This is a genomic window from Photobacterium panuliri, assembly GCF_059920555.1.
Genome location: NZ_CP197192.1, coordinates 812,166 through 836,015, shown reverse-complemented (window position 1 = coordinate 836,015; position 23,850 = coordinate 812,166). Strand labels below are relative to the sequence as shown.

24 protein-coding genes are annotated in these 23,850 nt (G+C 53.6%); 14 read left to right on the top strand and 10 right to left on the bottom strand.

Features of this window, described 5'->3' with window-relative positions:
* The first annotated feature begins 4 nt into the window (after positions 1-4).
* The 6 genes from lptD to ACSF8X_RS04150 all read left to right on the top strand — a co-directional run bounded on the left by lptD (position 5) and on the right by ACSF8X_RS04150 (position 6,797).
* A complete protein-coding gene (lptD, locus tag ACSF8X_RS04175) occupies positions 5-2,350 on the top strand; it encodes an LPS assembly protein LptD (RefSeq protein WP_047880938.1) in 2,346 nt (781 codons plus the stop codon).
* 67 nt (positions 2,351-2,417) lie between these two features.
* Positions 2,418-3,722 carry a peptidylprolyl isomerase SurA gene (gene surA / locus ACSF8X_RS04170; protein ID WP_500850759.1) on the top strand — a complete coding sequence of 435 codons (1,305 nt, stop codon included), beginning with the start codon at positions 2,418-2,420 and terminating at the stop codon, positions 3,720-3,722.
* Complete coding sequence (gene pdxA, locus ACSF8X_RS04165) at positions 3,709-4,701, top strand: 4-hydroxythreonine-4-phosphate dehydrogenase PdxA (protein ID WP_500850758.1); 993 nt, start codon at positions 3,709-3,711, stop codon at positions 4,699-4,701. The genes surA and pdxA overlap by 14 nt, the downstream gene beginning before the upstream one ends.
* Positions 4,698-5,510 (top strand): 16S rRNA (adenine(1518)-N(6)/adenine(1519)-N(6))-dimethyltransferase RsmA, encoded by an 813-nt coding sequence (gene rsmA, locus ACSF8X_RS04160; protein ID WP_047880941.1) that lies wholly within the window; start codon positions 4,698-4,700, stop codon positions 5,508-5,510. The genes pdxA and rsmA overlap by 4 nt, the downstream gene beginning before the upstream one ends.
* Positions 5,511-5,582: 72 nt before the next feature.
* Entirely contained in the window at positions 5,583-5,966 is a 384-nt protein-coding gene (gene apaG / locus ACSF8X_RS04155; RefSeq protein WP_047880942.1) for a Co2+/Mg2+ efflux facilitator ApaG/CorD, read from the top strand.
* A gap of 12 nt (positions 5,967-5,978) precedes the next feature.
* Positions 5,979-6,797 (top strand): symmetrical bis(5'-nucleosyl)-tetraphosphatase, encoded by an 819-nt coding sequence (locus ACSF8X_RS04150; protein ID WP_500850757.1) that lies wholly within the window; start codon positions 5,979-5,981, stop codon positions 6,795-6,797.
* 60 nt (positions 6,798-6,857) lie between these two features.
* Here ACSF8X_RS04150 and folA read toward each other — a convergent pair whose 3' ends face one another.
* The 7 genes from folA to rplU form a co-directional block, all read right to left on the bottom strand.
* On the bottom strand, positions 6,858-7,337 hold the full coding sequence (gene folA / locus ACSF8X_RS04145) for a type 3 dihydrofolate reductase (RefSeq protein WP_047880944.1): 480 nt from the start codon (positions 7,335-7,337) through the stop codon (positions 6,858-6,860).
* 74 nt (positions 7,338-7,411) lie between these two features.
* Entirely contained in the window at positions 7,412-7,885 is a 474-nt protein-coding gene (locus ACSF8X_RS04140; protein WP_157037945.1) for a threonine/serine exporter family protein, read from the bottom strand.
* Entirely contained in the window at positions 7,885-8,673 is a 789-nt protein-coding gene (locus ACSF8X_RS04135; protein WP_047880946.1) for a threonine/serine exporter family protein, read from the bottom strand. Before ACSF8X_RS04135 ends, ACSF8X_RS04140 begins: the two co-directional genes overlap by 1 nt.
* Before the next feature lie 131 nt (positions 8,674-8,804).
* Complete coding sequence (gene cgtA, locus ACSF8X_RS04130; protein WP_500850756.1) at positions 8,805-9,986, bottom strand: Obg family GTPase CgtA; 1,182 nt, start codon at positions 9,984-9,986, stop codon at positions 8,805-8,807.
* 133 nt (positions 9,987-10,119) lie between these two features.
* Positions 10,120-11,043, bottom strand: a complete 924-nt coding sequence (locus ACSF8X_RS04125; protein ID WP_047880948.1) for a DMT family transporter — start codon at positions 11,041-11,043, stop codon at positions 10,120-10,122.
* Positions 11,044-11,109: 66 nt separating this feature from the next.
* On the bottom strand, positions 11,110-11,367 hold the full coding sequence (gene rpmA, locus ACSF8X_RS04120; RefSeq protein WP_036750185.1) for a 50S ribosomal protein L27: 258 nt from the start codon (positions 11,365-11,367) through the stop codon (positions 11,110-11,112).
* Between the two features lie 18 nt (positions 11,368-11,385).
* Complete coding sequence (gene rplU / locus ACSF8X_RS04115) at positions 11,386-11,697, bottom strand: 50S ribosomal protein L21 (RefSeq protein ID WP_047880949.1); 312 nt, start codon at positions 11,695-11,697, stop codon at positions 11,386-11,388.
* A gap of 392 nt (positions 11,698-12,089) precedes the next feature.
* Between rplU and ispB the strand changes: the two genes are divergently transcribed.
* Both ispB and ACSF8X_RS04105 read left to right on the top strand, forming a co-directional pair.
* Positions 12,090-13,061 (top strand): octaprenyl diphosphate synthase, encoded by a 972-nt coding sequence (ispB, locus tag ACSF8X_RS04110; RefSeq protein WP_047880950.1) that lies wholly within the window; start codon positions 12,090-12,092, stop codon positions 13,059-13,061.
* A gap of 153 nt (positions 13,062-13,214) precedes the next feature.
* Complete coding sequence (locus tag ACSF8X_RS04105) at positions 13,215-13,406, top strand: hypothetical protein (RefSeq protein ID WP_500850755.1); 192 nt, start codon at positions 13,215-13,217, stop codon at positions 13,404-13,406.
* Between the two features lie 68 nt (positions 13,407-13,474).
* Here ACSF8X_RS04105 and mdh read toward each other — a convergent pair whose 3' ends face one another.
* Positions 13,475-14,410: a malate dehydrogenase gene (gene mdh / locus ACSF8X_RS04100; RefSeq protein WP_047880952.1), complete on the bottom strand. Its 936-nt coding sequence runs from the start codon at positions 14,408-14,410 to the stop codon at positions 13,475-13,477.
* Between the two features lie 442 nt (positions 14,411-14,852).
* Here mdh and argR point away from each other — a divergent pair, with 442 nt between their 5' ends.
* The 4 genes from argR to ACSF8X_RS04080 all read left to right on the top strand — a co-directional run bounded on the left by argR (position 14,853) and on the right by ACSF8X_RS04080 (position 19,839).
* Entirely contained in the window at positions 14,853-15,323 is a 471-nt protein-coding gene (gene argR, locus ACSF8X_RS04095; protein WP_047880953.1) for a transcriptional regulator ArgR, read from the top strand.
* 303 nt (positions 15,324-15,626) lie between these two features.
* The gene (locus ACSF8X_RS04090; protein WP_047880954.1) at positions 15,627-16,595 is read left to right on the top strand and encodes a TAXI family TRAP transporter solute-binding subunit; all 969 of its coding nucleotides are present in this window, start codon (positions 15,627-15,629) and stop codon (positions 16,593-16,595) included.
* Positions 16,596-16,725: 130 nt separating this feature from the next.
* The gene (locus ACSF8X_RS04085; RefSeq protein WP_500850754.1) at positions 16,726-19,302 is read left to right on the top strand and encodes a TRAP transporter permease; all 2,577 of its coding nucleotides are present in this window, start codon (positions 16,726-16,728) and stop codon (positions 19,300-19,302) included.
* Between the two features lie 87 nt (positions 19,303-19,389).
* Entirely contained in the window at positions 19,390-19,839 is a 450-nt protein-coding gene (locus ACSF8X_RS04080) for a universal stress protein (protein ID WP_047880956.1), read from the top strand.
* A gap of 57 nt (positions 19,840-19,896) precedes the next feature.
* On the opposite strand, the gene ACSF8X_RS04075 is transcribed toward ACSF8X_RS04080, so the two are convergent.
* Together ACSF8X_RS04075 and mpl are read right to left on the bottom strand one after the other, a co-directional pair.
* Positions 19,897-20,526: a flavin prenyltransferase UbiX gene (locus ACSF8X_RS04075; RefSeq protein WP_500850753.1), complete on the bottom strand. Its 630-nt coding sequence runs from the start codon at positions 20,524-20,526 to the stop codon at positions 19,897-19,899.
* A complete protein-coding gene (mpl, locus tag ACSF8X_RS04070) occupies positions 20,510-21,880 on the bottom strand; it encodes a UDP-N-acetylmuramate:L-alanyl-gamma-D-glutamyl-meso-diaminopimelate ligase (RefSeq protein WP_500850752.1) in 1,371 nt (456 codons plus the stop codon). Before mpl ends, ACSF8X_RS04075 begins: the two co-directional genes overlap by 17 nt.
* A 211-nt stretch (positions 21,881-22,091) precedes the next feature.
* On the opposite strand from mpl, the gene fbp reads away from it, so the two are divergent.
* Positions 22,092-23,111: a class 1 fructose-bisphosphatase gene (gene fbp, locus ACSF8X_RS04065; protein WP_500850751.1), complete on the top strand. Its 1,020-nt coding sequence runs from the start codon at positions 22,092-22,094 to the stop codon at positions 23,109-23,111.
* A 154-nt stretch (positions 23,112-23,265) separates the two neighbouring features.
* The gene (ppa, locus tag ACSF8X_RS04060; protein WP_500850750.1) at positions 23,266-23,796 is read left to right on the top strand and encodes an inorganic diphosphatase; all 531 of its coding nucleotides are present in this window, start codon (positions 23,266-23,268) and stop codon (positions 23,794-23,796) included.
* The last annotated feature ends 54 nt before the right edge of the window (positions 23,797-23,850 follow it).

Below are 23,850 nucleotides of genomic sequence, written 5' to 3'. Positions count from 1 at the left end.
TTAGATGTCATCAACCTCCCGCAGCTTATTGGCAACCATGATCAGCTTGGCCTTGTTCGGCCCATCCGTTGCCCATGCAAATCCTGCGACTCCCGAAGAAATCCATGATAACTCTGCGGCCAGTGATGAGACTGATGAACTGGCAATGGTCCGGGGTGTCTGTATTGCGCCCAAGGATATGCCAGCAGATCCTAATAATGAACCTGTCAAAGTCACGGCAGACCACGCCGAGGCGATGAACGACAAATCGGTGACCTATTCGGGCGACGTCGTTGTCCGTCAGGGGAACCGTACAGTCGCAGCCGATACCGCCACCTTGCGCCAGCCTGAGAATATCGTCACCGCCGAGGGTAATGTCTACTTCCACGACGGTACCATCGAGATCCTCTCAGACCGCATCCAGAGCAACCTCGATACCGAGGACTCCGAATTGGACAACGCCGTCTACAACATGACCTGTGAAGCAGGCCGTGGTGAGGCAGAGCGCGTCATCAAGAACGGTATCGCCTACTACCGGCTGAAAAACGGTACCTATACCACTTGTCCGAAAGGCGACCAGAGCTGGCGCTTCTCGGCAACCAGCATCGAGCGCGAAAACGACTCGCCGTTTGCCGACCTCTACAATGCCCGTTTCGAAGTGGCCGACGTACCGGTGTTCTACATGCCTTACCTTCGGGTTCCCGTTGGCAAAGAGCGCCTAACTGGTTTCTTGTACCCGTCTGTCAGCTTCGGCTCGCGTGACGGTTTCGAACTGGAAACCCCGTTCTACTGGAACATCGCCCCGAACTACGACATGACAATCACGCCGAAGTATATGAGCAATCGCGGTCTGCAGCTCAATACCGAATTCCGTTACCTGTCGACGTGGGGCGAAGGCAGCCTGAAAGGGGAATATCTGGGTAACGACCAGAAATTCGAGCAGTATGACTCGCGCTGGGGCTTCAACTGGTCGCACACCGGCCGTTACGGCCCGCACTGGCTATTTGACGTCGACTACAGCAAGGTCAGCGATGCCACCTACTTCTCCGATATCGACTCGAGCATCGGTGAGCGCGAAGACAACAACCTGCTACAAACGGCGGCCGTCTCCTACCGCGATCTGAACTGGGATTCGACCCTGCGGGTACGTAATTTCCAGCCGCTGACGCTGGGCGTATCCTCCAACTACCGCCTGATGCCACAGCTCGAGGTCAATTACTACCAGACCGATCTGCCGTATGACCTGGACTTCAGCCTGCTGAGCCATATCAGCCGGTTCGAGAACGATGATCCAAACAAGCCAGAGGCCGACCGAGTCCACCTCGAGCCGACCCTGACCCTGCCGTATGCGACGCCGTGGTGGTCAATCACCAGCGAAGCCAAGCTGATGTACACCTACTACAATCAGCAGTTCGACCCGACAGTTGCGGAACTGAGCAACCTCGAAGAGAACGTCTCGCGTACCGTGCCGAGCATCCGGATCCACAGCGGCCTGTACCTAGAGCGTGATACCTCGCTATGGGGCGAGAGCTATACCCAGAGCCTTGAGCCGCAGATCCAATATCTCTATGTCAAGGATGTCGACCAGAAAGGGATCTACAACGCCTATGACACCACGCTGATGCAAACCGACTTCTACGGTTTGTTCCGTGACAAGCGCTATTCCAGCGTCGATTTCATTGCGGCGGCCAACCAGTTTACCGTCGGGGCGACCTCGCGCTACTTCGACAGCGAGTTTGTCGAGCGCTTCAACGTGGCGATCGGCCAAATTTTCTACCTCAACGATGCCGGCCGTAACCAAGTCGACGGGGAGTCCTCACCGAACTACTCGGCGACTGCCCTAGAGTCCGACTTCAACTACGATGACTGGCTGTTCTTCCACGGCGGCGTGCAGTATGACGCCAACAAGAGCGATCTCCAGTTCATCAACGGTGCTATCGAGTACCGCGAAGGCTCGGTCTTCAACCAGCTGAACTACCGTTACATCTCAAAAGAGTACCTTTCTGAGAACCTTAACGATGAAAACCAGCTCAACAGCTACACCGAAGACGGGATCTCGCAGCTTGGCTTCTCTACCGGCTTCCCGGTCCATGACAACGTCAGCCTGCGTGCGGACTACTACCATGACCTGACCGAGAACCAGATGCTGGAGGGGCAAATCACCCTCAACTATCGCACCGCCTGCTGGATGATCAGCCTCGGCTACAACAAGTACCTCGAGACCCGCGGCAATGTGACCACCGACCCGGCCAAGTACGAAGAGAACTTCAGTATCTCCTTCTCACTACTCGGCCTGAGCGGCGTCGCGCCGTTTGGCTCGACGGACAACACTGCGATTGGTTACGGACGCCCGTTCTACCTTAACAACTAAAGCGCGATAGCCTGGCTATCGCGCCCTAAGTAACACAATGCGCGACAGCGCCAAATGGAAATATACGATGAAAAATTGGAAGTCTAGCCTCCTTGGCATGGTTCTGATGGGCTTGGCAGCAGGCAGCTACGCCGCCCCTCAGGAAATGGATCGGGTTGTCACGATTGTGAACGACAGCGTGATCCTGCAAAGCGATGTCGATGCCATGTTGAAAACTGTCCGTATGAATGCAGCGGGACAAAACCAAGGCTTACCGCCGGATGAGGTGCTATCAAAACAGATCATGGATCAGCTGATCATCGAACAGCTCCAGCTCCAGCAAGCGGCACAGTTCGGCATTCGTATCGACGACAACCGTCTTGACCAAGCAATTAACCAGCTTGCCACCGAGCGCAAAATGACCCTAGCCCAGTTGCAGCAGCAGCTGGCCAGCTACGGGATCAGCTACCCGATGTTCCGCGAGCAGATGCGCCGCGAAATGACCGCCAGCGAAGCCCGCAACATTCAGGTTCGCCGCCGGATCAACATCCTGCCTCAGGAAGTGGACAACCTTGCCAAACAGCTAAGCCAACAAGAGCAGCAAGGGGTGCGCTACAATGTCAGCCACATCCAGCTACGCCTTGAAGAAGGGGCCTCAGCCCAACAGCGCGAAACGGTTGCCAAAGAAGCCCAACAGTTGGTTAACCAACTGAAAGAAGGGGCTGATTTCGCCAATATGGCCTATAGTTATTCCAACGGTCCTAAAGCCCTGCAGGGCGGTGAATGGGGTTGGATGCGCAAGGAAGAGATGCCGACCATCTTTGCCGATCAAATCACGACGCAAGGTAACGGTGCCATTATCGGCCCATTCCGCAGCGGCAGCGGCTACCATATCCTGAAGATCAACAAGGTTGAAGGGTTGGAAACCGTATCGGTCACCGAAGTCAATGCGCGCCATATACTGGTTAAGACCTCGTTGATCCTCAGTGATGACGCGGCCCGCAAGGAGCTGATGGAAGCCCGCCGTCAAATCATGGCTGGCGAACGCACATTTGCGGATGTTGCACAGTCTTTGAGTGCCGATCCCGGCTCAGCAGTCAATGGTGGTGATCTCGGCTGGCAAACACCCGATATCTACGTGCCAGAGTTCAAAGACAAAATTGAGAGCCTGCCACAAGGCATGATCAGCGAACCGTTCCAGACAGTACATGGCTGGCATATCGTTGAAGTGATGGGCCGCCGTGACGTCGACCGCACCGATGCGGCTGTAAAAAATCGCGCCTATCGCATCCTGTTTAGCCGCAAGTTCAACGAAGAAGCCCAGGCCTGGCTACAGGAACTAAGAGCCGGAGCCTTCATCGAGAAACCGGAACTCGCCGATGAACAAAGTTAAGCGTATTGCCATCACCCCCGGTGAACCCGCCGGGATTGGCCCAGATTTAGTCCTGGCCCTCACCCAGCAAGCGTGGCCTCACCAACTGGTTGTTTGTGCTAACGCCCAGCTTATGGTAGAACGTGCAGCCTTATTGGGGATTGACGTCCGTTTGGTCAGCTATGATCCGAACGTGCCAGCACAGCCTCACCAAGCAGGGACACTGGTTGTTGACGACCACCAGCTTGGCGCCGCTGTCGCACCCGGGCAGCTTAATGAGCAAAATGGCCACTATGTTCTCGATACCCTAGCCCGCGCGGCGCAAGGGTGCATGAGCGGCGAGTTTGCCGCCGTGGTCACAGGCCCGGTACACAAAGGTGTCATCAACCGGGCTGGCGTATCGTTCAGTGGCCATACGGAGTTTTTTGCCCAGCAGTCAGATACCGCCCAGGTAGTCATGATGCTGGCCACAGAAGGATTACGGGTTGCCCTTGTGACAACCCATATTCCACTGGCCTGTGTATCCAAGGCCATCACGACCGACCGTCTGCAGCAGGTGATCCATATTCTGCATGACGACCTGGTCAGTAAGTTCGGGATCCCTGAGCCAAAGATTTATGTCTGCGGCCTCAATCCCCATGCCGGCGAAGACGGTTGCCTAGGCCGAGAGGAGATCGACGTGATCACCCCTGCCCTTGACCAGCTTCGTCAGGAGGATGGGATGCATTTGGTTGGCCCATTGCCGGCCGACACCATCTTTCAGGAAAAATACCTTGCCGATGCCGATACGGTATTGGCCATGTATCACGATCAAGGGCTGCCAGTACTCAAGTACAAGGGGTTTGGCAAATCGGTCAACATCACGTTGGGACTGCCCTTCATCAGAACATCAGTAGATCATGGTACCGCACTGGAATTAGCCGGTACCGGACAGGCGGACACCGGTAGCCTTTGGACAGCGCTATCGCACGCCCTCGAATTGGTAGAAAAACAAACATGAGCAGCGATCAGGTCCACCTCGGTCACCGCGCCCGTAAGCGCTTTGGCCAGAACTTTTTGAATGACCCATACATCATTGACGGCATTGTGTCGGCAATCAACCCACGCCCAGGCCAAAACCTGGTTGAGATCGGCCCGGGTCTTGGCGCGATCACCGAGCCAGTCGGCAAGCAGGTAGACAAGTTCACTGTTATCGAGCTTGACCGTGATTTGGCTGAACGCTTGCGCAACCACCCAGATCTAGCTGACAAGCTGACTATCCACGAAGGCGACGCCATGCGCTTCGACTTCACCCAGCTGATCAAAGAAAACAACAAGCTGCGTATTTTCGGCAACTTGCCATACAACATCTCAACGCCACTGATGTTCCACCTGTTCACGTTCCACGAACATGTTCAGGACATGCACTTCATGCTGCAAAAAGAAGTTGTTAACCGTCTTGCAGCTGGCCCTGGTAGCAAAGCCTATGGCCGCCTAACCGTAATGGCACAGTACTACTGCCGTGTTATGCCGGTACTGGAAGTGCCGCCAACAGCATTTAAGCCAGCACCTAAGGTTGATTCGGCGGTTGTTCGCCTGACCCCTTACGAGACGCTACCGCACCCATGTACCAACCTGAAGTGGCTGGACCGTGTCTGCCGCGAGGGCTTCAACCAGCGCCGCAAGACCGTACGTAACTGCTACAAAGGTCTACTGAACGACGAGCAGCTTGAAGCTCTGGGCATCAACCCTAGCCTTCGTCCGGAGAACCTGACTCTGGAACAGTTTGTCGGCATGGCCAACTGGCTGGATGCCAACCACGGCAAATAACCGGCAGCATATCGCCAAGTTGCCGTTCTAAAGGGGGTGGCCTGCCACCCCCAGACTGAAAGGATGCTTATTATGACAACGAATGCGACGCCAACCATCAAATGCCGGGTGATCACCCACTACCTCGACGACCAATCAGAGCCTGACCAACAGCGCTATGTCTTTTCCTACACCATTACTATCGCCAACCTTGGCAATGGCTCGGCTCAGCTGATCAGTCGACGCTGGCTCATTACCGATGCCAATGGCAAGAAATTGGTGATCGAAGGCGAAGGTGTGGTCGGGGAGCAACCCGTGATCGCCGCCCATGACGAATATACCTATACCAGCGGCACCGTCATCGAAACGCCTCTCGGTGTCATGCAGGGCCATTACGTCATGACCAACGAACAGGGCGATGAGTTTATTGCCGAAGTTTCCCCGTTCCGGCTCTCCATTCCCAATATTCTCCACTAAATAAGGGCGCACATGTCGACATACCTCGTCGGTGATATTCAGGGCTGTTTCGACGATCTCTGCCAACTTCTCGAGCAAGCCGGTTTCGATGCAGGGCACGACGAACTGTGGCTGGCTGGCGATCTCGTCGCGCGCGGCCCGAAATCCCTCGAAACGCTCCGTTTTGTCAGAAGCCTTGGTCCACGGGCAGTCATCGTACTCGGCAACCACGACCTCCATTTGCTGGCCGTTGCCAACGGTATCGCCAAGAGCAAGCCTAAAGACCTGCTCCAGCCCCTGCTGGATGCGCCTGATTGCGATGAGCTGCTGAACTGGCTTCGCCACCAACCCTTGATGGCAGAGCATCCGACACATCCATTCGTGATGGCACACGCCGGGATCACACCGCAATGGAGCCTTGCTGAAGCACGCCAGCAGGCGCGTGAAATCGAAGCACAGCTACAAGGCGATAACTGGCTGTGGTTACTAGAAAATATGTATGGCAATGGCCCGGACAGCTGGGATCCCGCACTGAGCGGGATTGAGCGCTACCGCTTTTCCATCAATGCCTTTACCCGGATGCGCTTCTGCTACCCGGACGGCAGACTTGACATGGCATGCAAACTGGCTCCGGCCGACATCGGTGACTCGTCACTGCGTCCTTGGTTCGAACTGCCGCGCGAGCCACTCGGAAAAACAGTGATCTTCGGCCACTGGGCAGCCTTGATGGGCCATCAAGACGAGCATACTATCGGCCTTGATACCGGTTGTGTCTGGGGCAACAGCATGACCCTGCTGCGCTGGGAGGACGGACACAGGTTTAGTCAGCCATGTCCTCTCCATGCCCAATAACCCGCAATAAAAAAGGGCTTGCCGATGGCAAGCCCTTTTTGTTTTGTATGCTCCAAGCCACTACCGCTCGAGGATCACAAACTGCATATCATGGGCATTTTTCTCGTCGGCAGTATAGGCCTCCCGGTAAGTCTCTTCCCACTCACTACCCCATTGCGGAAACTGGGTGTCACCCTCGACCTCCAGATCGATAAAGGTCAGGTAGAGGCGATGCGCCTCGGGCAGGCAAGCCGCGTAGATACTCCCCCCGCCAATCACCATTAGCTCTTCGACATCCCCCGCAGCCACTTTGGCCTCGGCGATATCCGCCACCACAGTGACGCCTTCAGGGCGGTAGGCGGGGTTACGGCTGATAACGATATTGTGGCGCCCCGGCAAGGGCCGGCCAATAGACTCAAACGTCTTGCGCCCCATCATAATGGGCTTGCCAAGAGTGGAGCGCTTAAACCAGGCAAAGTCCGCCGGCAGGTGCCAAGGCATCGCATTATCCTTGCCTATCACCCGATCCTGCGCCATTGCCGCAATCATGCTGATAATCATAATTCTTTACCCTGCTCGATATCTTTCCGTAGTTATACCACAGCGTTAGCCCCATACACAGGCTCCCCCCTCCCCTATATGACGGGGCGACGACGATAAAACAGCAAGCCGGGCATCGCCAGCCCTATCGCCAACGAAGCGACGATGAAAATAGCCTTGATCAGGTTGTCGACCATTACCCCCCAAAGCTCGGGGCTATAGCCGACATGGTTTATTTCGACCAGTGCGATCATCGCCTTGAAGGCAAAAACCCCGGGAACCATAGGGATCAGGGCCGCCACGGTGAACACCTTGGGATGGGCAAGGAAACGGTGCGACCAATGCACGCCTATCATCCCCACAACGGTTGCGGCGCACAGACTAGCCCACTCTACCGACAGGCCATAGTGCATCAGGGCAAAGCGGCAACCATGACCCAGCGCCCCGCCTATCGCACAGTACTTCAGCGCCTTGTGCGGCACGTTGAAGACCAGAGCAAAACCGACTGCCGGCACCGATGCCAACAGCATGTCCTCAAGTAGCGCCAACAGAAAATCTACCGTAGGCATCATAGCCACCCCCACACACCAAGTACGTTCATCGCCGCGACAATCCCCATGCTGGTAGACAGCGTCAGCAGCGTTGCCATTGTCCAACGGGCAATCCCCATATTGGCAAATCCCTTGACCATATCAGAGACTGCATTGATCAGTGGAAAACCGGGTACCAGCATCAGTACCGATGAGGCCATTGCCAAAAATGGCGTCTCGCCGATCTGGTAGACCTGGCCGAATCCCGAAATCAAGGTCGTCACAAATGCCGTTACCCCAAAATTGAGTAACGGGTTGAAATGGCAATGGGCAATTTCCTGACGGACAAACATCCCGACCGCAGAGGCAACAAAGGTCAGGGCAAAAACAGGCCAGTCCCCACCGGCCAAGCGGCTGAAGCAGGCACAGGACAAACCGATCATGAAAATAACCAGCCAGCGGTTGTAACGCAGCGGCTGGATCTGCTCTAGGCGCTGGTGCACCCCATCGATGTCGAGCATCCCGCGCTCGGCCAGAATACAAACGCGCTGGATTTCGGTCACGACCTGCATGTTGATCCCGCGATCCTGACAGCGGCGAGTTGTGGTAATACAACGCTCGCTGCTCAAGGTCGTGATAACCATCGAGCTGGCGGACAGGGACACCTCAACACTATCGGCGCCGAGAGCCAGCCCCAACCGGCGGGTCACATCCATCACCAAAGTACTTTCAGCCCCATGCTGGAGCAAGCGCTGCCCCGCCGATGCTGCCAAGCGTGAAATCTCCCTTTGTACGGGCTCCGTAAGTGGTGCCTCTCCTACCTGCATCAGCGCTCCTTTTTGCTGTTTTGTGATGTGGGTGATGGATTATCAGTCAAATTCGCACTTTTTGGCTTGATAAATAACAAAAAAGCCGCTCATATGAGCGGCTTTTTCTATTCAGAAAGATAACTGAAAAATTACGGCTTGTAGATAATCTCTACGTCGTAATCATCTTCGTTCCAGTCTTCCCAATCATCGTCGTCGTCTTCGTCATAGCTGCTTTGCTTGACTTGCTTCTCGTGATAATCGTCCCACTTGAACTCGACTTTCTTCTCTTCAGTCTCTTCTTCCTCGACACGGTAGAGATCAACCGGCATCGATTCGATCTGCTTCATAAGATCGTAAATCAGCTCTTTGGTACCAGCGCGGTTCAAGGCAGAAATACAGTAGTAGTCACCTTCCCATGCCAGTGCATCGAGTACTTCGTCAATCTTCTCCTGAGCTTCTTCCTCAGGCATCAGATCAACTTTGTTGAACACGATCCAGCGTGGCTTGCTCGCCAGCTTCTCGCTGTACTTCTCAAGCTCGTTCAAAATCGTAAAGGCATTCTCGATCGGATCCGAGCCGTCAACCGGCATCAGGTCGATCATGTGCAGCAACACACGACAACGCTCAAGGTGCTTCAGGAAGCGGATACCCAAACCAGCACCGTCTGCAGCACCCTCGATCAGACCAGGGATGTCAGCAACCACGAAGCTGCGCTCGTTATCAATGCGCACAACGCCCAAGCTCGGCACCAAGGTCGTGAACGGGTAGTCAGCTACTTTAGGCTTCGCCGCAGACACGGCACGGATGAACGTCGACTTACCGGCATTCGGCAAACCTAGCATACCAACATCGGCCAGCAGCAACAGTTCAAGGCGAAGATGACGCACTTCACCTTTGGTACCCATCGTCTTCTGACGCGGCGCACGGTTAACTGATGATTTGAAGCGGGTATTGCCAAGACCGTGGAAACCACCTTTGGCAACCATGATCTTCATGCCGTGATCTGTTAGATCGGCAATGATCTCACCGGTTTCTTCATCCACCGCACGAGTACCAACTGGCACTGACAATACGCAGTCTTCGCCACGCTTACCAGTACAGTTACCGGCACGGCCGTTTTCGCCACGCTGTGCAGCATGGAATCGTTCAAAGCGATAGTCGATCAGGGTATTTAGGTTTTCATCAGCCAGCAGGTATACATCACCGCCGTCACCGCCGTCACCGCCGTCAGGACCACCCTTCGGCACATATTTTTCGCGGCGGAAGCTTACTGTACCGTTGCCACCGTCACCAGCATCAACGCGAATTACCGCCTCATCTACAAACTTCATCTCTTTCTCCGCACTGTGGCGTTAAAACTCTTCATCCGGCGGCAGCGGCCACCCAGGATGCTATAAACCTATTGTACACCAAACATCGTTTGGTTCTGGCCTTTTCGCCTTTCACGCCCCTGCGGGTTCACCCTCAACGACGGCGCATAAGGCGATGGCCAATGGCACTGAACATCGCGCTACCAACCACGACGCAGGCCCCAAGATACCCCAGGCCATTGAGCTCTGCCGGTACGACATATGCCGGCCATACGAGGCTGGCCAAATCGACAAACACAATGGTGAACAACGGGGCCAATGTAATCACGGCACTGACCTGCGATGCCTGCCAGCGCGCCATTGCCTCGGCGAACGCACCGTATCCAACAAGGGTATTGATACAGCAAAACAGCAACATACCCAGCTGGCGCGTATCCATCAGCAGTATTTGCTCGGGGCTAGCTGCCGGGGTTAGCATGATCGCACAGATCATATAGATCATTAACAGGATCTGGGGTGAATTATACTGCCTTAACATGCGCTTCTGGGCCAGGGCGTAAACCACCCATACCAGTGCCGCCATCACGGCAAGCAAGACACCTGTCGTATAGCTACTCAGGCTTGTAAAAAGCTCTAGCAACCGCTCATTGAAAAACAGCAGCAAGCCCGTCAGCAAGCCGACAACACCAAGGATCTGGTGTCGCCCTAGTGATTCTTTGAATAGCCAGGCACTGGCCAACAAGAGCATAACAGGAGCCAGCTGGATGATCACCTGCACCACCGGGGGGTTAAGGTACTCCAGCGCGCTGTTAAACAGCACGAAGTTACCGGCAAGGCCGATACTGGCTATCAGTAGGATCACCGCTCCTAGGCCCCCTAGCCGCGACACAGCGGGTAGTTGGCGGCGGAACCCTAACCATAGCCCCAAACCTATCGAGGCCGTCAGAAACCGATACCAAACGATGGTAAAAGGATCCATCACCTCAACAGCCTGTTTCATGGCTATTGGCAAGGCTCCCCAGAAAACCGCTGTTATCAGTGCCAGTGACATTCCCAATGCGGGATTTTGCTGTGGCATAACGGTCTCCCATAAACAAAAAGCCCCGCCAGTTGGCAGGGCTTTAGTATTCGTTACGAATCTGAATTATTCAGCTTCGATAGAAACGAATTTACGGTTCTTAGGACCTTTAACTTCGAACTTCACTTTACCGTCAGATAGAGCGAATAGAGTGTGGTCTTTACCGCAACCTACGTTGTTACCAGCGTGGAATTTAGTACCGCGCTGACGAACGATGATGTTACCTGCTAGTACAGATTCGCCACCGAAACGCTTAACACCTAGGCGTTTGCTTTCTGAGTCACGGCCGTTACGAGTAGAACCGCCAGCTTTTTTGTGTGCCATCTTTAAATTCTCCTGTTATTAAGCGCTGATGCCAGTAATCTTGACTTCAGTGAACCACTGACGGTGGCCCATTTGCTTACGAGAGTGCTTACGACGACGGAACTTAACGATTTTAACTTTATCGCCACGACCGTGAGTAACTACTTCTGCAGTTACTTTACCGCCAGCTACGAAAGGTGCGCCTACAGTTACTTCTTCGCCGTTAGCTACTAGAAGTACTGAGTCAAATTCAACGCTAGCGCCAGTTTCAGCGTCTAGTTTTTCTAAGCGAATGGTCTGGCCTTCGCTTACACGGTGTTGTTTACCACCACTTTGGAAAACAGCGTACATGTCTTACTCCGCTTGTCCGCATAGGCCATATGCCAGGTATATTTTAGGCATTGGGTATGCGCTTAATCTTGTCATCAATAGGGCGCGAATGTTACGCGAAAAGACTGCTTCTGGCAAGCTATTGTGCAAAGAAAATTGGCGAAAAGCTGCTCAGGAATAAAAGCTCCTGATTTAAACACAATCGAGGTTATGAAGATCGCTGACTTTTAGTGTAATATTCGATAATTAATTTTAGCTGCTGATTAACAACCCCCCCTAACTATGCAACCTTGTGTATTTGCGGTGTGAAGCACGCGGCAATACGCCCCAAGGGCACAGTGAGGCGGCCAAGTCATCAGCCGGCAGGCTTAAACCTCCCGCGCTACGCGGTACACTATTTTGCTGGATGTACAATGGATTTCAAAGCTATCCAAGCGCTCACGGCCCAAGACATGGCTGAGGTCGACGCGAAGATACTGGCTCAACTGAACTCAGATGTAGCCCTCATCAATCAACTAGGTTTCTACATTGTCAGCGGCGGTGGCAAACGCCTGCGTCCAATGCTGGCCGTATTGGCAGCCCGAGCCCTAGGTTACGATGGTGACAAGCACACTACCGCTGCGGCATTCATCGAATTTACCCACACAGCGACCCTCCTCCACGATGACGTGGTCGACGAGTCTGACATGCGCCGCGGGAAAGCAACTGCCAATGCGATGTTCGGCAATGCTGCCAGCGTATTGGTTGGGGATTACATCTACACACGTTCTTTCCAGATGATGACCAGCCTAAGATCCTTAAGGATCCTCGATGTAATGAGCGAGGCAGTCAACGTGATCGCCGAAGGCGAAGTGCAACAACTGATGAACTGTAATGATCCTAACACCACCGAAGAAAGCTACATGCAGGTGATCTACTCCAAGACCGCTCGTCTGTTTGAAGCCGCTACTCAGGTTGCCGCAATTCTCGTCGAAGCCCCACAGGAGATCGAGACGGCACTTCAGGATTATGGCCGTTATCTGGGCACCGCTTTCCAGCTGATCGACGACATCCTCGACTACACTGCCGATGGCGACGAAATGGGCAAAAACGTTGGTGACGATCTGGCCGAAGGTAAGCCTACCCTGCCACTGCTACACGCTATGCATCATGGTACCCCTGAGCAGGCAGCGATGATCCGCGAAGCAATCGAGCAAGGCAACGGCCTGGACAAGCTTGAGCCTATTCTGGCCTGTATGCACCACGTTGGTTCTCTGGAATACACCCAGAAACGCGCCGAAGAAGAAGCTGAGAAAGCGATAGCCTGCCTTTCTGTGCTGGCAGAGAGCCCTTACAAGGAAGCTCTTGTGGCACTGGCCCACATGGCGGTACACCGCAATAAATAATAAGCATCACAAGTGCTCCTCCCGCAAAAGCCTGTCTTCGCACAGGCTTTTTTGATCCTAGCCCTCCTCCAGCTCGTTAAGATTTAGGCAGAGCAATTCATCAGCTATATTTTAGACAATGAGGGATCTTCCAGATCCACATGGGAGGGATGTATGCAAGCAAGAGAGCTCAAACGAGGTATGTGGGTAGAATACCACCATAGCGTAGCCGAGGTGGTCGACATTGATCCTGACAACAACACCGCGATCATCGAGAGCACAACAGATCACCGCAGGATCAATGTTAACTGCAACGATCTTGCCGACCAGCCCCAGCTCCACACAGGGTGCGATCATTACTACTGAATGATCACAAACAACAAAAAAGCGGCCATAAATGGCCGCTTCACAGATTATGGGGAAAACGTCACGACTTATTTAGCGAACTCTTCGCCAGTCAAGATATCACCGCGCAGCGTCTCTAGCATGCCTTCCAATGCAGCCTGCTCAAAGTCGCTCAGCGAGCCGTAATCCATCACTTCCTCAACGCCTTCCTTACCTAGCAGTATTGGTTGGGCAAAGAAACGGGCATGTTTACCGTCGCCTTCAACGTAGGCGCACTCGACAAGACCGGTTTCCCCTTCAAGGGCGCGCACCAAAGACAGGCCAAAGCGACATGCTGCCTGACCCATAGACAACGTCGCCGAACCGCCACCCGCTTTCGCTTCCACCACCTCGGTGCCAGCATTCTGAATACGCGGGGTCAGCGCTTCGATTTCTTCCTGAGTAAACGTCACGCCTTCTACCTGAGAAAGCAATGGTAGGATTGTAACACCAGAGTGACCACCGATGACTGGTACACGTACCTTACCGGGATCCAGATCCTTAAGCTCAGCAACGAACGTTTCAGAGCGGATCACGTCAAGTGTCGTGACACCGAATAGTTTACGCTTATCGTACACGCCGGCTTTCTTCAGTACATCCGCAGCAATAGCCACAGTGGTGTTGACTGGGTTAGTAATGATACCTACGCATGCCTTTGGACAAACAACGGCAATTTTCTCGGCTAGCGATTTAACAATGCCCGCGTTCACATTGAACAGATCAGCACGGTCCATACCCGGCTTACGAGCAACACCAGCAGAAATTAATACGACGTCAGCCCCTTCCAGCGCAGGAGTTGGATCTTCACCGCTAAACCCTTTTACTGAGACAGGAGTAGGGATATGGCTGAGATCTGCCGCCACCCCAGGGGTGACAGGCGCGATATCATACAGGGCCAAATCAGACCCTGCTGGCAGACGGTTCTTCAGCAAAAGCGCCAGTGCCTGGCCGATACCACCAGCCGCACCAATTACAGCAACTTTCATCTTCGTTCTCCTTTACGATAGAAGTTATAATTTTCAGACCTAATTATATGAAATCACGATATATTGCTATACCCAAGACAACTCCCCCACTGGAAGGATGCCACACGGCGACTCCTTCATCTTGAGATAACTTGGGTATAGCCACTATTTTATATCACCGTGCAGCAATGACGTTATAGCAAGCGTACGCCAAATACAATCTCAAGCAGCTAGCTTTGGGATATTGCGCATGGGCAAGAATAAAACGTGCCACATAGATTTAACATTCGTCATATTCAGTCATTTATGGCCATTGCAAAAACTCAACATAAAATAAAATAATTATGCACTTATCTGTGATGGAAGCGAGATACAGCCATCACTTCTACTGAACACTGTTTGCCTGCAACCAAAAGGTTATGCCAGAATACAGCTCCTCGTCCCTGCATGATAAACGTTACCTATGCGAAATTCAGATAAACAAGAACGCTTAGTCAAAGCGTTCAAAGCTATTCTAAAAGAAGAAAAATTCAGCTCTCAAGGCGAGATCGTCGATGCACTGAAAGCCCAGGGCTTCGACAATATCAACCAGTCCAAAGTTTCGCGCATGCTGACCAAGTTCGGTGCGGTTCGTACTCGTAACGCGAAAATGGAAATGGTGTACTGCCTACCTGTAGAGCTAGGTGTTCCAACCACCAGCAGCCCGTTGAAAGAACTGGTTATGGAGATTGGTTTTAACAGCGCACTCGTTGTCATCCATACTGGTCCTGGCGCAGCGCAGGTTATTGCCCGCCTGCTCGACTCACTGGGCAAAGCCGAGGGTATCCTTGGTGTTGTTGCTGGCGATGATACAATTTTCATCACCCCTACCAATGCTATTTCAACCGAAGAACTTTTCGACTCCGTTTGCGAATTGTTTGATTACAGTAAGTAATCTGGCATTTCTATACCAGGCTGGCATTTCCCCTGCAGCCTGGTGTAGATGAGAAATAGATCACATTAACACGAACTTCCCCCGCCTCTTTGTCTCACTCGCAACCTATTGATTGAACTAAATAAATATTCCACCCTCTCATCCTGTCAGTATCTATTTCCACTCACCTAATAGCCAAAATAATTAACATAATTTTAAATTTATGTTCTATTTTTGCTATCATCGGGCTGATTTGAAACTATGCCTTTTCCACCGAAGGGAACTATTTCCTCTGGAAATTACAACAACTAGGAAGGGACAAACATGGCATTAAAACAACTCATTACAGTGAGTACGCTGGCTGCAGCGTTCATGGTTTCCGGGGCGGCCTCCGCCCAAAACTTCGTAACTATCGGCACCGGCTCAGTAACCGGCGTCTACTACCCCACCGGCGGCGCCATTTGCAAACTCGTCAACAAAGACCGTAAGGTTCACAATGTTCGCTGCTCGGTAGAATCAACCGGCGGCTCGATTTACAACGTCAATACCATGCGAGCCGGTGAACTGGACTTTGGTATCGTCCAGTCAGACTGGCAGTACCATGGCTACAACGGCACCAGTAAATTCAAAGAGCAAGGGCCCTATAAGAAACTGCGGGCTATTTTCTCCCTCCACACCGAGCCATTCAACGTCATCGCCCGTACCGATGCCGGCATTAAAGGCGTCGAGGATCTCAAAGGCAAGCGAGTGAATATCGGCAACCCAGGCTCAGGGGATCGCGCCACAATGGGCGTCGTCATGGATGCTCTCGGGTGGGAGCAGAGCGATTTCAAACTGGCTTCCGAGCTAAAGGGATCAGAACGCTCACAAGCGCTGTGCGACAACAAAATCGACGCCTTTGTCTATGTGGTCGGCCACCCGAACGGTTCCATCAAGGAGGCTACCACCTCATGCGACGCCAAGCTGATCCCTGTAACCGGGGCGGCTATCGACAAGATCATCGCCGACAACCCTTACTATGCCAAGAGCACCGTCCCCGGTGGCATGTACAAAGGGACGGATAGCGACGTGAATAGCTTCGGTGTTGCGGCCACTCTGGTCTCATCCACAGACGTATCCGACGAAATCGTCTATGCCGTCGTGAAATCGGTCTTCGAGAACTTCGATACATTCAAGAGGCTGCATCCGGCATTCGCTAACTTGAAGCCAGAAGACATGGTCAAAAGCGGCCTGTCCATCCCGCTTCACCCAGGGGCCGAGAAGTACTACAAGGAAGCTGGCTACCTAAAATAACCCGATGGGTTTCAATGATATTGGCTCTACAAGCGCCGCCACCGCGGCGCTTGTTCTTTCCCCCTCGACACAACGACATCCTATACCCATTACCAACAACCACACCTCGTCCATCGAAGAAGGATAATGCATGACGAAGACAGACCAAACGTCAGCCGATGTGCAAGATATGGTAGCCAAGGCCGATACCGGGGCAAGGAGCCCGAAAGGATTGGCCAGCAAGGTTCTGTGGATCATCCCTCTGTGCTGGTCGCTATTCCAGCTCTGGTATGCCTCTCCGCTCCCTTTCATATTCAATATCGGTATCATCAACGATACCGAGGCCCGCTCGATCCATTTGGCATTTGCCGTATTTCTTGCATTCACAGCCTATCCCGCCCTCAAGAGCTCACCTCGCGATAGGATCCCTACGGTAGATTGGCTCCTTGCCCTCACCGGTAGTTTTTCGGCCGCATATCTCTATCTGTTCTATACCGAACTGGCCAGTCGCTCGGGCGCACCAACCCAGATTGATATCATCGTCGCGGCCAGCGGAATGCTGTTACTGCTTGAGGCGACCCGACGCGCGCTCGGCCCTCCTCTGATGGTGGTTGCGATGGTGTTCCTGATCTACACCTTCGGCGGCCCCTACATGCCCGATGTCATCGCCCACAAGGGGGCCAGCCTCAACAAGGCCATGTCCCACCTCTGGCTGACAACAGAAGGGGTCTTCGGGATCGCGGTCGGCGTTTCGACCTCATTCGTATTCCTGTTTGTACTGTTCGGCGCCATGCTGGAACGCGCCGGGGCCGGGGCCTACTTCATCAAAGTCGCCTTCTCGCTGCTTGGCCACATGCGAGGAGGCCCAGCCAAGGCTGCCGTGGTGGCTTCGGGGCTGTCGGGGTTAGTCTCGGGTTCTTCCATCGCCAATGTCGTCACCACCGGTACCTTTACCATCCCCCTGATGAAAAAAGTCGGATTCCCCGGCACCAAGGCCGGAGCCGTAGAGGTCGCCGCCTCCACCAACGGCCAGTTGACCCCTCCCATTATGGGGGCAGCCGCGTTCCTGATGGTGGAATACGTTGGGATCTCCTATGTCGAAGTCATCAAGGCCGCCCTTCTCCCGGCACTAATTTCCTATATCGCCCTGATATATATCGTCCATCTAGAAGCCTGCAAGGCAGGCATGGCTGGCCTAGAGCGTCATTACAAGCCAACTCTGACCCAAAGCCTGCTGTCATTTACCACAACCATAGTCGGACTGATTGTCCTGAGCGCTATCATCTACTACGGGGTCGGCTGGACCAAAACTGTCTTCGGTGATATCGCCACCCTGATCATTGCCGGGGTCGTCCTGATTGCCTATGTTGCCCTCATCCGACTGGCCGCTCGCTATCAGGACCACCTGCTCGAAGATCCAAACGCGGATATCACCGAAGTTCCGGATCCCGGCCCTACCTTAAAGTCCGGGCTCTATTTCCTCCTACCGATCGTTGTGCTGGTCTGGTGCCTGACTGTCGAGCGTTTCTCTCCGGGGCTGTCAGCCTTCTGGGCAACCATGTTCATGGTCTTTATCCTACTAACTCAACGCCCCCTGCTCTCATTCTTCAACCAGGAACAAAGCCTGTTTGATGCATGCCGACAAGGTGGTGTTGATTTACTGGAAAGCCTGGTGTCCGGTGCCCGTAATATGATAGGGATTGGGGTCGCAACGGCTGCCGCCGGCATCGTCGTCGGGGTAGTAACCCTAACTGGGATCGGTCTGGTCATGACTGAATTCGTTGAGTTTATCTCTGGCGGCAACATCTTCCTGATGCTGCTTTTCACCGCACTGATCAGCCTGATCCTTGGTATGGGGCTTCCAACAACGGCAAACTACATCGTGGTATCAACCTTGATGGCACCGGTCATCGTGACCCTTGGAGCCCAGCACGGTCTGATCATACCCCTGATTGCCGTCCATCTCTTTGTGTTCTATTTTGGCATCCTTGCCGATGACACACCGCCGGTGGGGCTGGCTGCATTTGCGGCGGCGGCTATCGCCAAAAGCGATCCAATCCGAACCGGTATCCAAGGATTCACCTACGATATCCGTACCGCGATTCTGCCATTCATGTTCATCTTCAATACCCAGCTACTGATGATGAATATTGATTCCTGGTGGCATTTGCTGCTGACGGTATGCTCTGCCGTGATCGCCATGCTGACTTTCTCGGCTGCAACCCAAGGTTGGTGGTTTACCCGCACCCGGTGGTGGGAGGTTACCCTGCTGCTGCTGATCACCTTCTCGCTATTTCGTCCCGGTTTCTGGTGGGATCATATCTATCCCCCAAAACACGATATGCCGGGGATCCTCATCGCCGATGCCGCCGACAAACTGGCGATAGGCCAACCACTGGAACTGCAGGTTAGCGGGGAGAACCTCGAAGGCAAGTTCGTCTCGAAACATGTCCTGCTCCCCTTTGCCGAAGAGGCGGTTTCCCCCGAGGAGCGCATCGCTTCAACAGGTCTTATCCTCCGTCAGGACGGTGAAAAAATGCTGGTTGATATGGTTGAGTTTTCCAGCCCGGCCGAGCAAGCCGGGATTGATTTCGACTGGGAGATCACCTCCGTCAGCTTACCCGCCGTCAGGCCGATGAAGGAATGGGTCTTCGTGCCGGTACTGCTATTGCTGGCCGTACTCGGCTGGAATCAAAAGCGCAGAGCCCGCCGTCTGGGCCATCTCTGAGCCCGGCTAACGCTATTATGAGTCCCTCCCTCCAAGGAGGGGCTTATACTTATAGCCATAAGCCCTCCTATCAACAGAGAGCGCATTATGTATAGAAAGATATTGGTTCCCGTTGATCTCAACGAACCGGGGTTTGCCGACCAAGCTGTAGAGGTTGCCGTTTGGCACGCGAGGCAATCCAAAGCCGACATCCACTTGCTCACCGTCCTACCCGGTGTCCATATGGCCATTGTCTCAAACTACTTCCCCAAAGATGCTGCGCGCCAAATGCTTCAGGATGCCCAGCTAACGCTAAAGACTTTTGCCGAAACGCACATTCCCCCGGAAATCGCTCGCTACCAGTGCGTTACAGAAGGCAAAACCTGGACGACAATCCTCGAGTACGCAGAGAAGATCAACGCAGATCTTCTCATTATTCCAAGCCACAAGCGCTCGGGGCTGGACAAAGTCATGTTGGGATCGGTGGCGGCCAAAGTCGTAGAAAACGCGCCGCTCAATGTGTTGGTGATCAAGCCACAAAGTCATCAGGACAAATAACCGATAAAACAAAGCCCGCCGAAAGGCGGGCTTGCAAACATAAGGGGCTATCGCAGGTTAATGACGGTGATCGTATCCCCAACGAGGCACCAAGCCCTGCTCGACACCGAGATGATCGAGAATTCTGGCGACCATGAAGTCAACCAGATCATCAATAGATTGGGGTTGGTGATAAAAACCGGGAGCCGCCGGCATGATCGTAACCCCCATTTGCGACAACTTGAGCATATTCTCAAGATGCAAGGTCGAGAACGGGGTCTCGCGCACCACCATCAGCAGCTGGCCCCGCTCTTTAAGTACCACATCGGCTGCCCGCTCCAGCAAGTTATCGGACATCCCATGTGCAACCGACGCCAAAGTCCCCGCCGAACACGGACAAACGACCATTTGCTTTGGAGCAGCAGAGCCGGAAGCAACAGGGGAGAACCAGTCTTCCTTCCCGCATACCTCTAGCTTGCTGGCATCACACCCCAAGTGTCCGACCAGCGCCTTTTTCGCCGCATCAGGTCCCGATGGCAATTTGAGGCCGTGCTCAGTTGCCAGAACCACCCGCGCCGCGGACGATACCAACAGATATACCCGGTAATCAGCCGCCAGCAGACACTCCAGCAGTCGAAGGCCATATGGCGCCCCCGATGCTCCCGTCCAAGCCAAGGTGATCCGCTTCTCGTTACTGTTCGCTACCACCCTTGGCCTCCAGCGCCGCGAGGATCTTGCCGTGGATCCCGCCGAAGCCCCCATTGCTCATCACCAGAATATTATCCCCCGGCGTGGCGGCGTCGCATATTTTTGCCACCAGCGCATCAAGGTCTGCATCTGTTGTGGCAGGTTGATGGCACTGCTGGGCAATCTCATCCACCGACCACGGAATATTATCAGGCTGGTAGATGAACACTTCATCAGCCGCAGCCAGTGCCGGGGCGAGATCGGCCTTGTGAACCCCCAGCTTCATGGTATTTGAACGGGGCTCCAGCACCGCCAAAATCCGGGCTTCCCCGACCTTGGCGCGCAGTCCACCCAACGTCAATTCGACCGCTGTCGGGTGATGGGCGAAATCATCAAACACACGCACGCCATGCTGCTCCCCTTTGAGCTCGAGACGACGCTTAGTATTGATGAAGCCCGCCAAGGCTTCGCAGGCCAAATCAGGCGTAACGCCTACATGGCGTGCCGCGGCAATAGCCATCAGGGCATTGTTGACATTATGATCCCCGATCAATGCCCAATCCACCGTTCCCACTGCCTTGCCATCAAGGAACACCGTAAAACGGCTACCGGCCTCATCAAGTTTTTCTGCCCGCCAGTGGCCATCGTCACCGATGTACTCAAGCTCGCTCCAGCATCCCATCTCAAGAGTTTGGTCAATCGCAGTAACCCCTTTCGGAGCTAGAATCCGGCCGTTACCCGGCACTGTCCTGACCAGATGGTGGAACTGGCGCTGAATCGCTGTCAGATCATCAAAAATATCAGCATGGTCAAACTCCAGGTTGTTCATCACCAACGTCCGCGGGCGGTAGTGGACAAACTTCGAACGCTTGTCAAAAAAAGCGCTGTCATATTCGTCAGCTTCTACCACGAAGAACATACTTTCGCCCAACCGAGCCGATACCCCGAAGTTACCAAGCACCCCGCCAACCAGGAAACCCGGTTGATAGCCACAGTCCTCGAGGATCCACGCCAGCATACTTGCGGTTGTCGTCTTGCCATGGGTACCGGCAACAGCCATCACCCAGCGATCCTGCAGCAGGAACTCTTGCAGCCACTGCGGACCCGATGTATAGCGGAGATTGTTGTTAAGCACGTACTCAACACAGGGATTGCCGCGACTCATCGCATTGCCCACCACCACCAAATCAGGGGCAGGGTTTAGCTGGGATGGGTCATAACCTTGAATAATTTCAATTCCTTGTGATTCAAGCAAGGTGCTCATTGGGGGGTAGACATTGGCATCGCAGCCCGTCACCTTATGGCCAAGTTGGCGGGCAAGGATTGCCGCACCACCCATAAATGTGCCGCAAATTCCGAGAATATGGATGTGCATAACAGTCAGCTCACTCAGTATGTTTTTTGGTCGCCTCACGCTTCTGCGTTACTTCGTTACCCTAAAAAAGATCTTTATATACAATTCGTTATAGATAAGTAGAGCACACACAATATAAAGCGTCTAACTAACTATTGGTATGAAAATTGTCCGTTAGAGACATTGTACCTGACTTAACAGCCCCAATGACAACATGATGCAAGGATTGTATATGTCCGATATTAGAACCCTTGGCGAGTTCATTGTCGAGAAACAAAACGACTTCCCCCACGCCAGCGGCGAGCTATCTTCCCTGCTCGGCTCCATCAAGCTGGCGGCCAAAATCGTCAACCGCGAAATCAACAAGGCTGGCCTTGTCGATATCACAGGAGCGGTTGGCGGCCAGAACATCCAGGGTGAAGAGCAGCAGAAACTCGATGTCTACGCCAATGACAAATTCAAAGCCGCCCTCGAAGCCCGAGATCAAGTGTGCGGGGTAGCTAGCGAGGAAGAAGACGAAGCGGTGGCCTTCAACAAGGAGCTCAACCGCAACGCCAAATATGTCGTCCTGATGGATCCGCTAGATGGCTCGTCGAATATAGACGTCAATGTCTCGGTCGGGACGATCTTCTCTATCTACCGCCGAGTATCCCCCGTCGGCACACCAGCCACCGAGGAGGACTTCCTCCAGCCGGGCCACCGCCAGGTCGCCGCTGGGTATATTATCTACGGCTCGTCCACCATGCTGGTATATACCACGGGCAACGGGGTTCATGGCTTTACCTATGACCCGTCACTCGGGGTGTTCTGCCTCTCCCACCAGGGAATGACCATCCCCGAAGATGGCCGTATCTACTCCATCAACGAAGGGAATTACATCCGCTTTCCGATGGGCGTAAAAAAATACATCAAGTATTGCCAAGAAAACGAGCCAGAGGACAACCGCCCCTACACCTCGCGCTACATAGGTTCACTGGTCGCCGACTTTCACCGCAACCTGCTAAAAGGTGGGATCTACCTCTACCCGAGCACGGCCACCCATCCAAATGGCAAGCTGCGACTGCTCTACGAGTGCAACCCAATGGCCTTCCTGATCGAGCAGGCTGGCGGCGTCGCTTCCGACGGCTGCCGAAGGATCATGGATATCCAGCCGACAGAGCTCCACCAGCGAGTGCCGTTTTTTGTCGGCTCGACCAACATGGTACGAAAAGTCGAACACTTCCTCGAAACCTTCCCCGACGAGGAGGAATAACCCACTCAACAGGCTGCCCAAGGCAGCCTGTTCACTTTGATACCGATCCTTTCCCGGTCAATGTGCACCTGTCGATTAGACAATGAATTAACGATATTGCTATTATAATTTCAACATCACCAACATCTGATTAACTTAACAAAAGGAAGAGACAATGAGCCTCAATCAGGTCCCCGCAGGAAAGGACATCCCGGAAGATATCTATGTGGTTATCGAAATCCCCGCCAATGCCGATCCCATAAAATACGAGGTCGACAAAGAATCCGGGGCTGTTTTCGTTGACCGCTTCATGTCGGCACCGATGTTCTATCCGTGTAACTATGGTTATGTGAACCATACCTTGTCCCTTGACGGCGATCCGGTTGATGTCTTGGTTCCCACCCCCTACCCGTTATTCCCTGGTTCAGTGATCCGTTGCCGTCCCGTCGGGGTTCTGAAGATGACCGATGAATCAGGGGAAGATGCCAAAGTAGTTGCTGTACCGCACAGCAAGCTCACCAAGGAATACGACCATATCAAGGACGTCGAGGATCTCCCCGAACTTCTCAAGGCTCAAATCACACAGTTCTTCGAACGCTATAAAGAATTAGAAACGGGCAAGTGGGTCAAAGTGGATGGCTGGGCAGATGCCGAGGCAGCCAAGGCTGAAATTATTGAGTCTTTCGAACGCGCCCAGAAAAAATAATTGCTGATCTCTCCCATCCCGGATATCACCTATCCGGGATGGCTCCAAGGCACA

Coding starts and splice junctions, on each gene's coding strand:
- ACSF8X_RS04090 (WP_047880954.1), top strand. CDS start 15,627: ATGGCATTAAAACAACTCATTACAGTGAGTACGCTGGCTGCAGCGTTC.
- argR (WP_047880953.1), top strand. CDS start 14,853: ATGCGAAATTCAGATAAACAAGAACGCTTAGTCAAAGCGTTCAAAGCT.
- fbp (WP_500850751.1), top strand. CDS start 22,092: ATGTCCGATATTAGAACCCTTGGCGAGTTCATTGTCGAGAAACAAAAC.
- ispB (WP_047880950.1), top strand. CDS start 12,090: ATGGATTTCAAAGCTATCCAAGCGCTCACGGCCCAAGACATGGCTGAG.
- folA (WP_047880944.1), bottom strand. CDS start 7,337: ATGATTATCAGCATGATTGCGGCAATGGCGCAGGATCGGGTGATAGGC.
- cgtA (WP_500850756.1), bottom strand. CDS start 9,986: ATGAAGTTTGTAGATGAGGCGGTAATTCGCGTTGATGCTGGTGACGGT.
- ACSF8X_RS04085 (WP_500850754.1), top strand. CDS start 16,726: ATGACGAAGACAGACCAAACGTCAGCCGATGTGCAAGATATGGTAGCC.
- ACSF8X_RS04105 (WP_500850755.1), top strand. CDS start 13,215: ATGCAAGCAAGAGAGCTCAAACGAGGTATGTGGGTAGAATACCACCAT.
- mdh (WP_047880952.1), bottom strand. CDS start 14,410: ATGAAAGTTGCTGTAATTGGTGCGGCTGGTGGTATCGGCCAGGCACTG.
- ACSF8X_RS04140 (WP_157037945.1), bottom strand. CDS start 7,885: ATGCCTACGGTAGATTTTCTGTTGGCGCTACTTGAGGACATGCTGTTG.
- ACSF8X_RS04080 (WP_047880956.1), top strand. CDS start 19,390: ATGTATAGAAAGATATTGGTTCCCGTTGATCTCAACGAACCGGGGTTT.
- rplU (WP_047880949.1), bottom strand. CDS start 11,697: ATGTACGCTGTTTTCCAAAGTGGTGGTAAACAACACCGTGTAAGCGAA.
- ACSF8X_RS04150 (WP_500850757.1), top strand. CDS start 5,979: ATGTCGACATACCTCGTCGGTGATATTCAGGGCTGTTTCGACGATCTC.
- rpmA (WP_036750185.1), bottom strand. CDS start 11,367: ATGGCACACAAAAAAGCTGGCGGTTCTACTCGTAACGGCCGTGACTCA.
- ppa (WP_500850750.1), top strand. CDS start 23,266: ATGAGCCTCAATCAGGTCCCCGCAGGAAAGGACATCCCGGAAGATATC.
- pdxA (WP_500850758.1), top strand. CDS start 3,709: ATGAACAAAGTTAAGCGTATTGCCATCACCCCCGGTGAACCCGCCGGG.
- mpl (WP_500850752.1), bottom strand. CDS start 21,880: ATGCACATCCATATTCTCGGAATTTGCGGCACATTTATGGGTGGTGCG.
- apaG (WP_047880942.1), top strand. CDS start 5,583: ATGACAACGAATGCGACGCCAACCATCAAATGCCGGGTGATCACCCAC.
- surA (WP_500850759.1), top strand. CDS start 2,418: ATGAAAAATTGGAAGTCTAGCCTCCTTGGCATGGTTCTGATGGGCTTG.
- ACSF8X_RS04125 (WP_047880948.1), bottom strand. CDS start 11,043: ATGCCACAGCAAAATCCCGCATTGGGAATGTCACTGGCACTGATAACA.
- rsmA (WP_047880941.1), top strand. CDS start 4,698: ATGAGCAGCGATCAGGTCCACCTCGGTCACCGCGCCCGTAAGCGCTTT.
- lptD (WP_047880938.1), top strand. CDS start 5: ATGTCATCAACCTCCCGCAGCTTATTGGCAACCATGATCAGCTTGGCC.
- ACSF8X_RS04135 (WP_047880946.1), bottom strand. CDS start 8,673: ATGCAGGTAGGAGAGGCACCACTTACGGAGCCCGTACAAAGGGAGATT.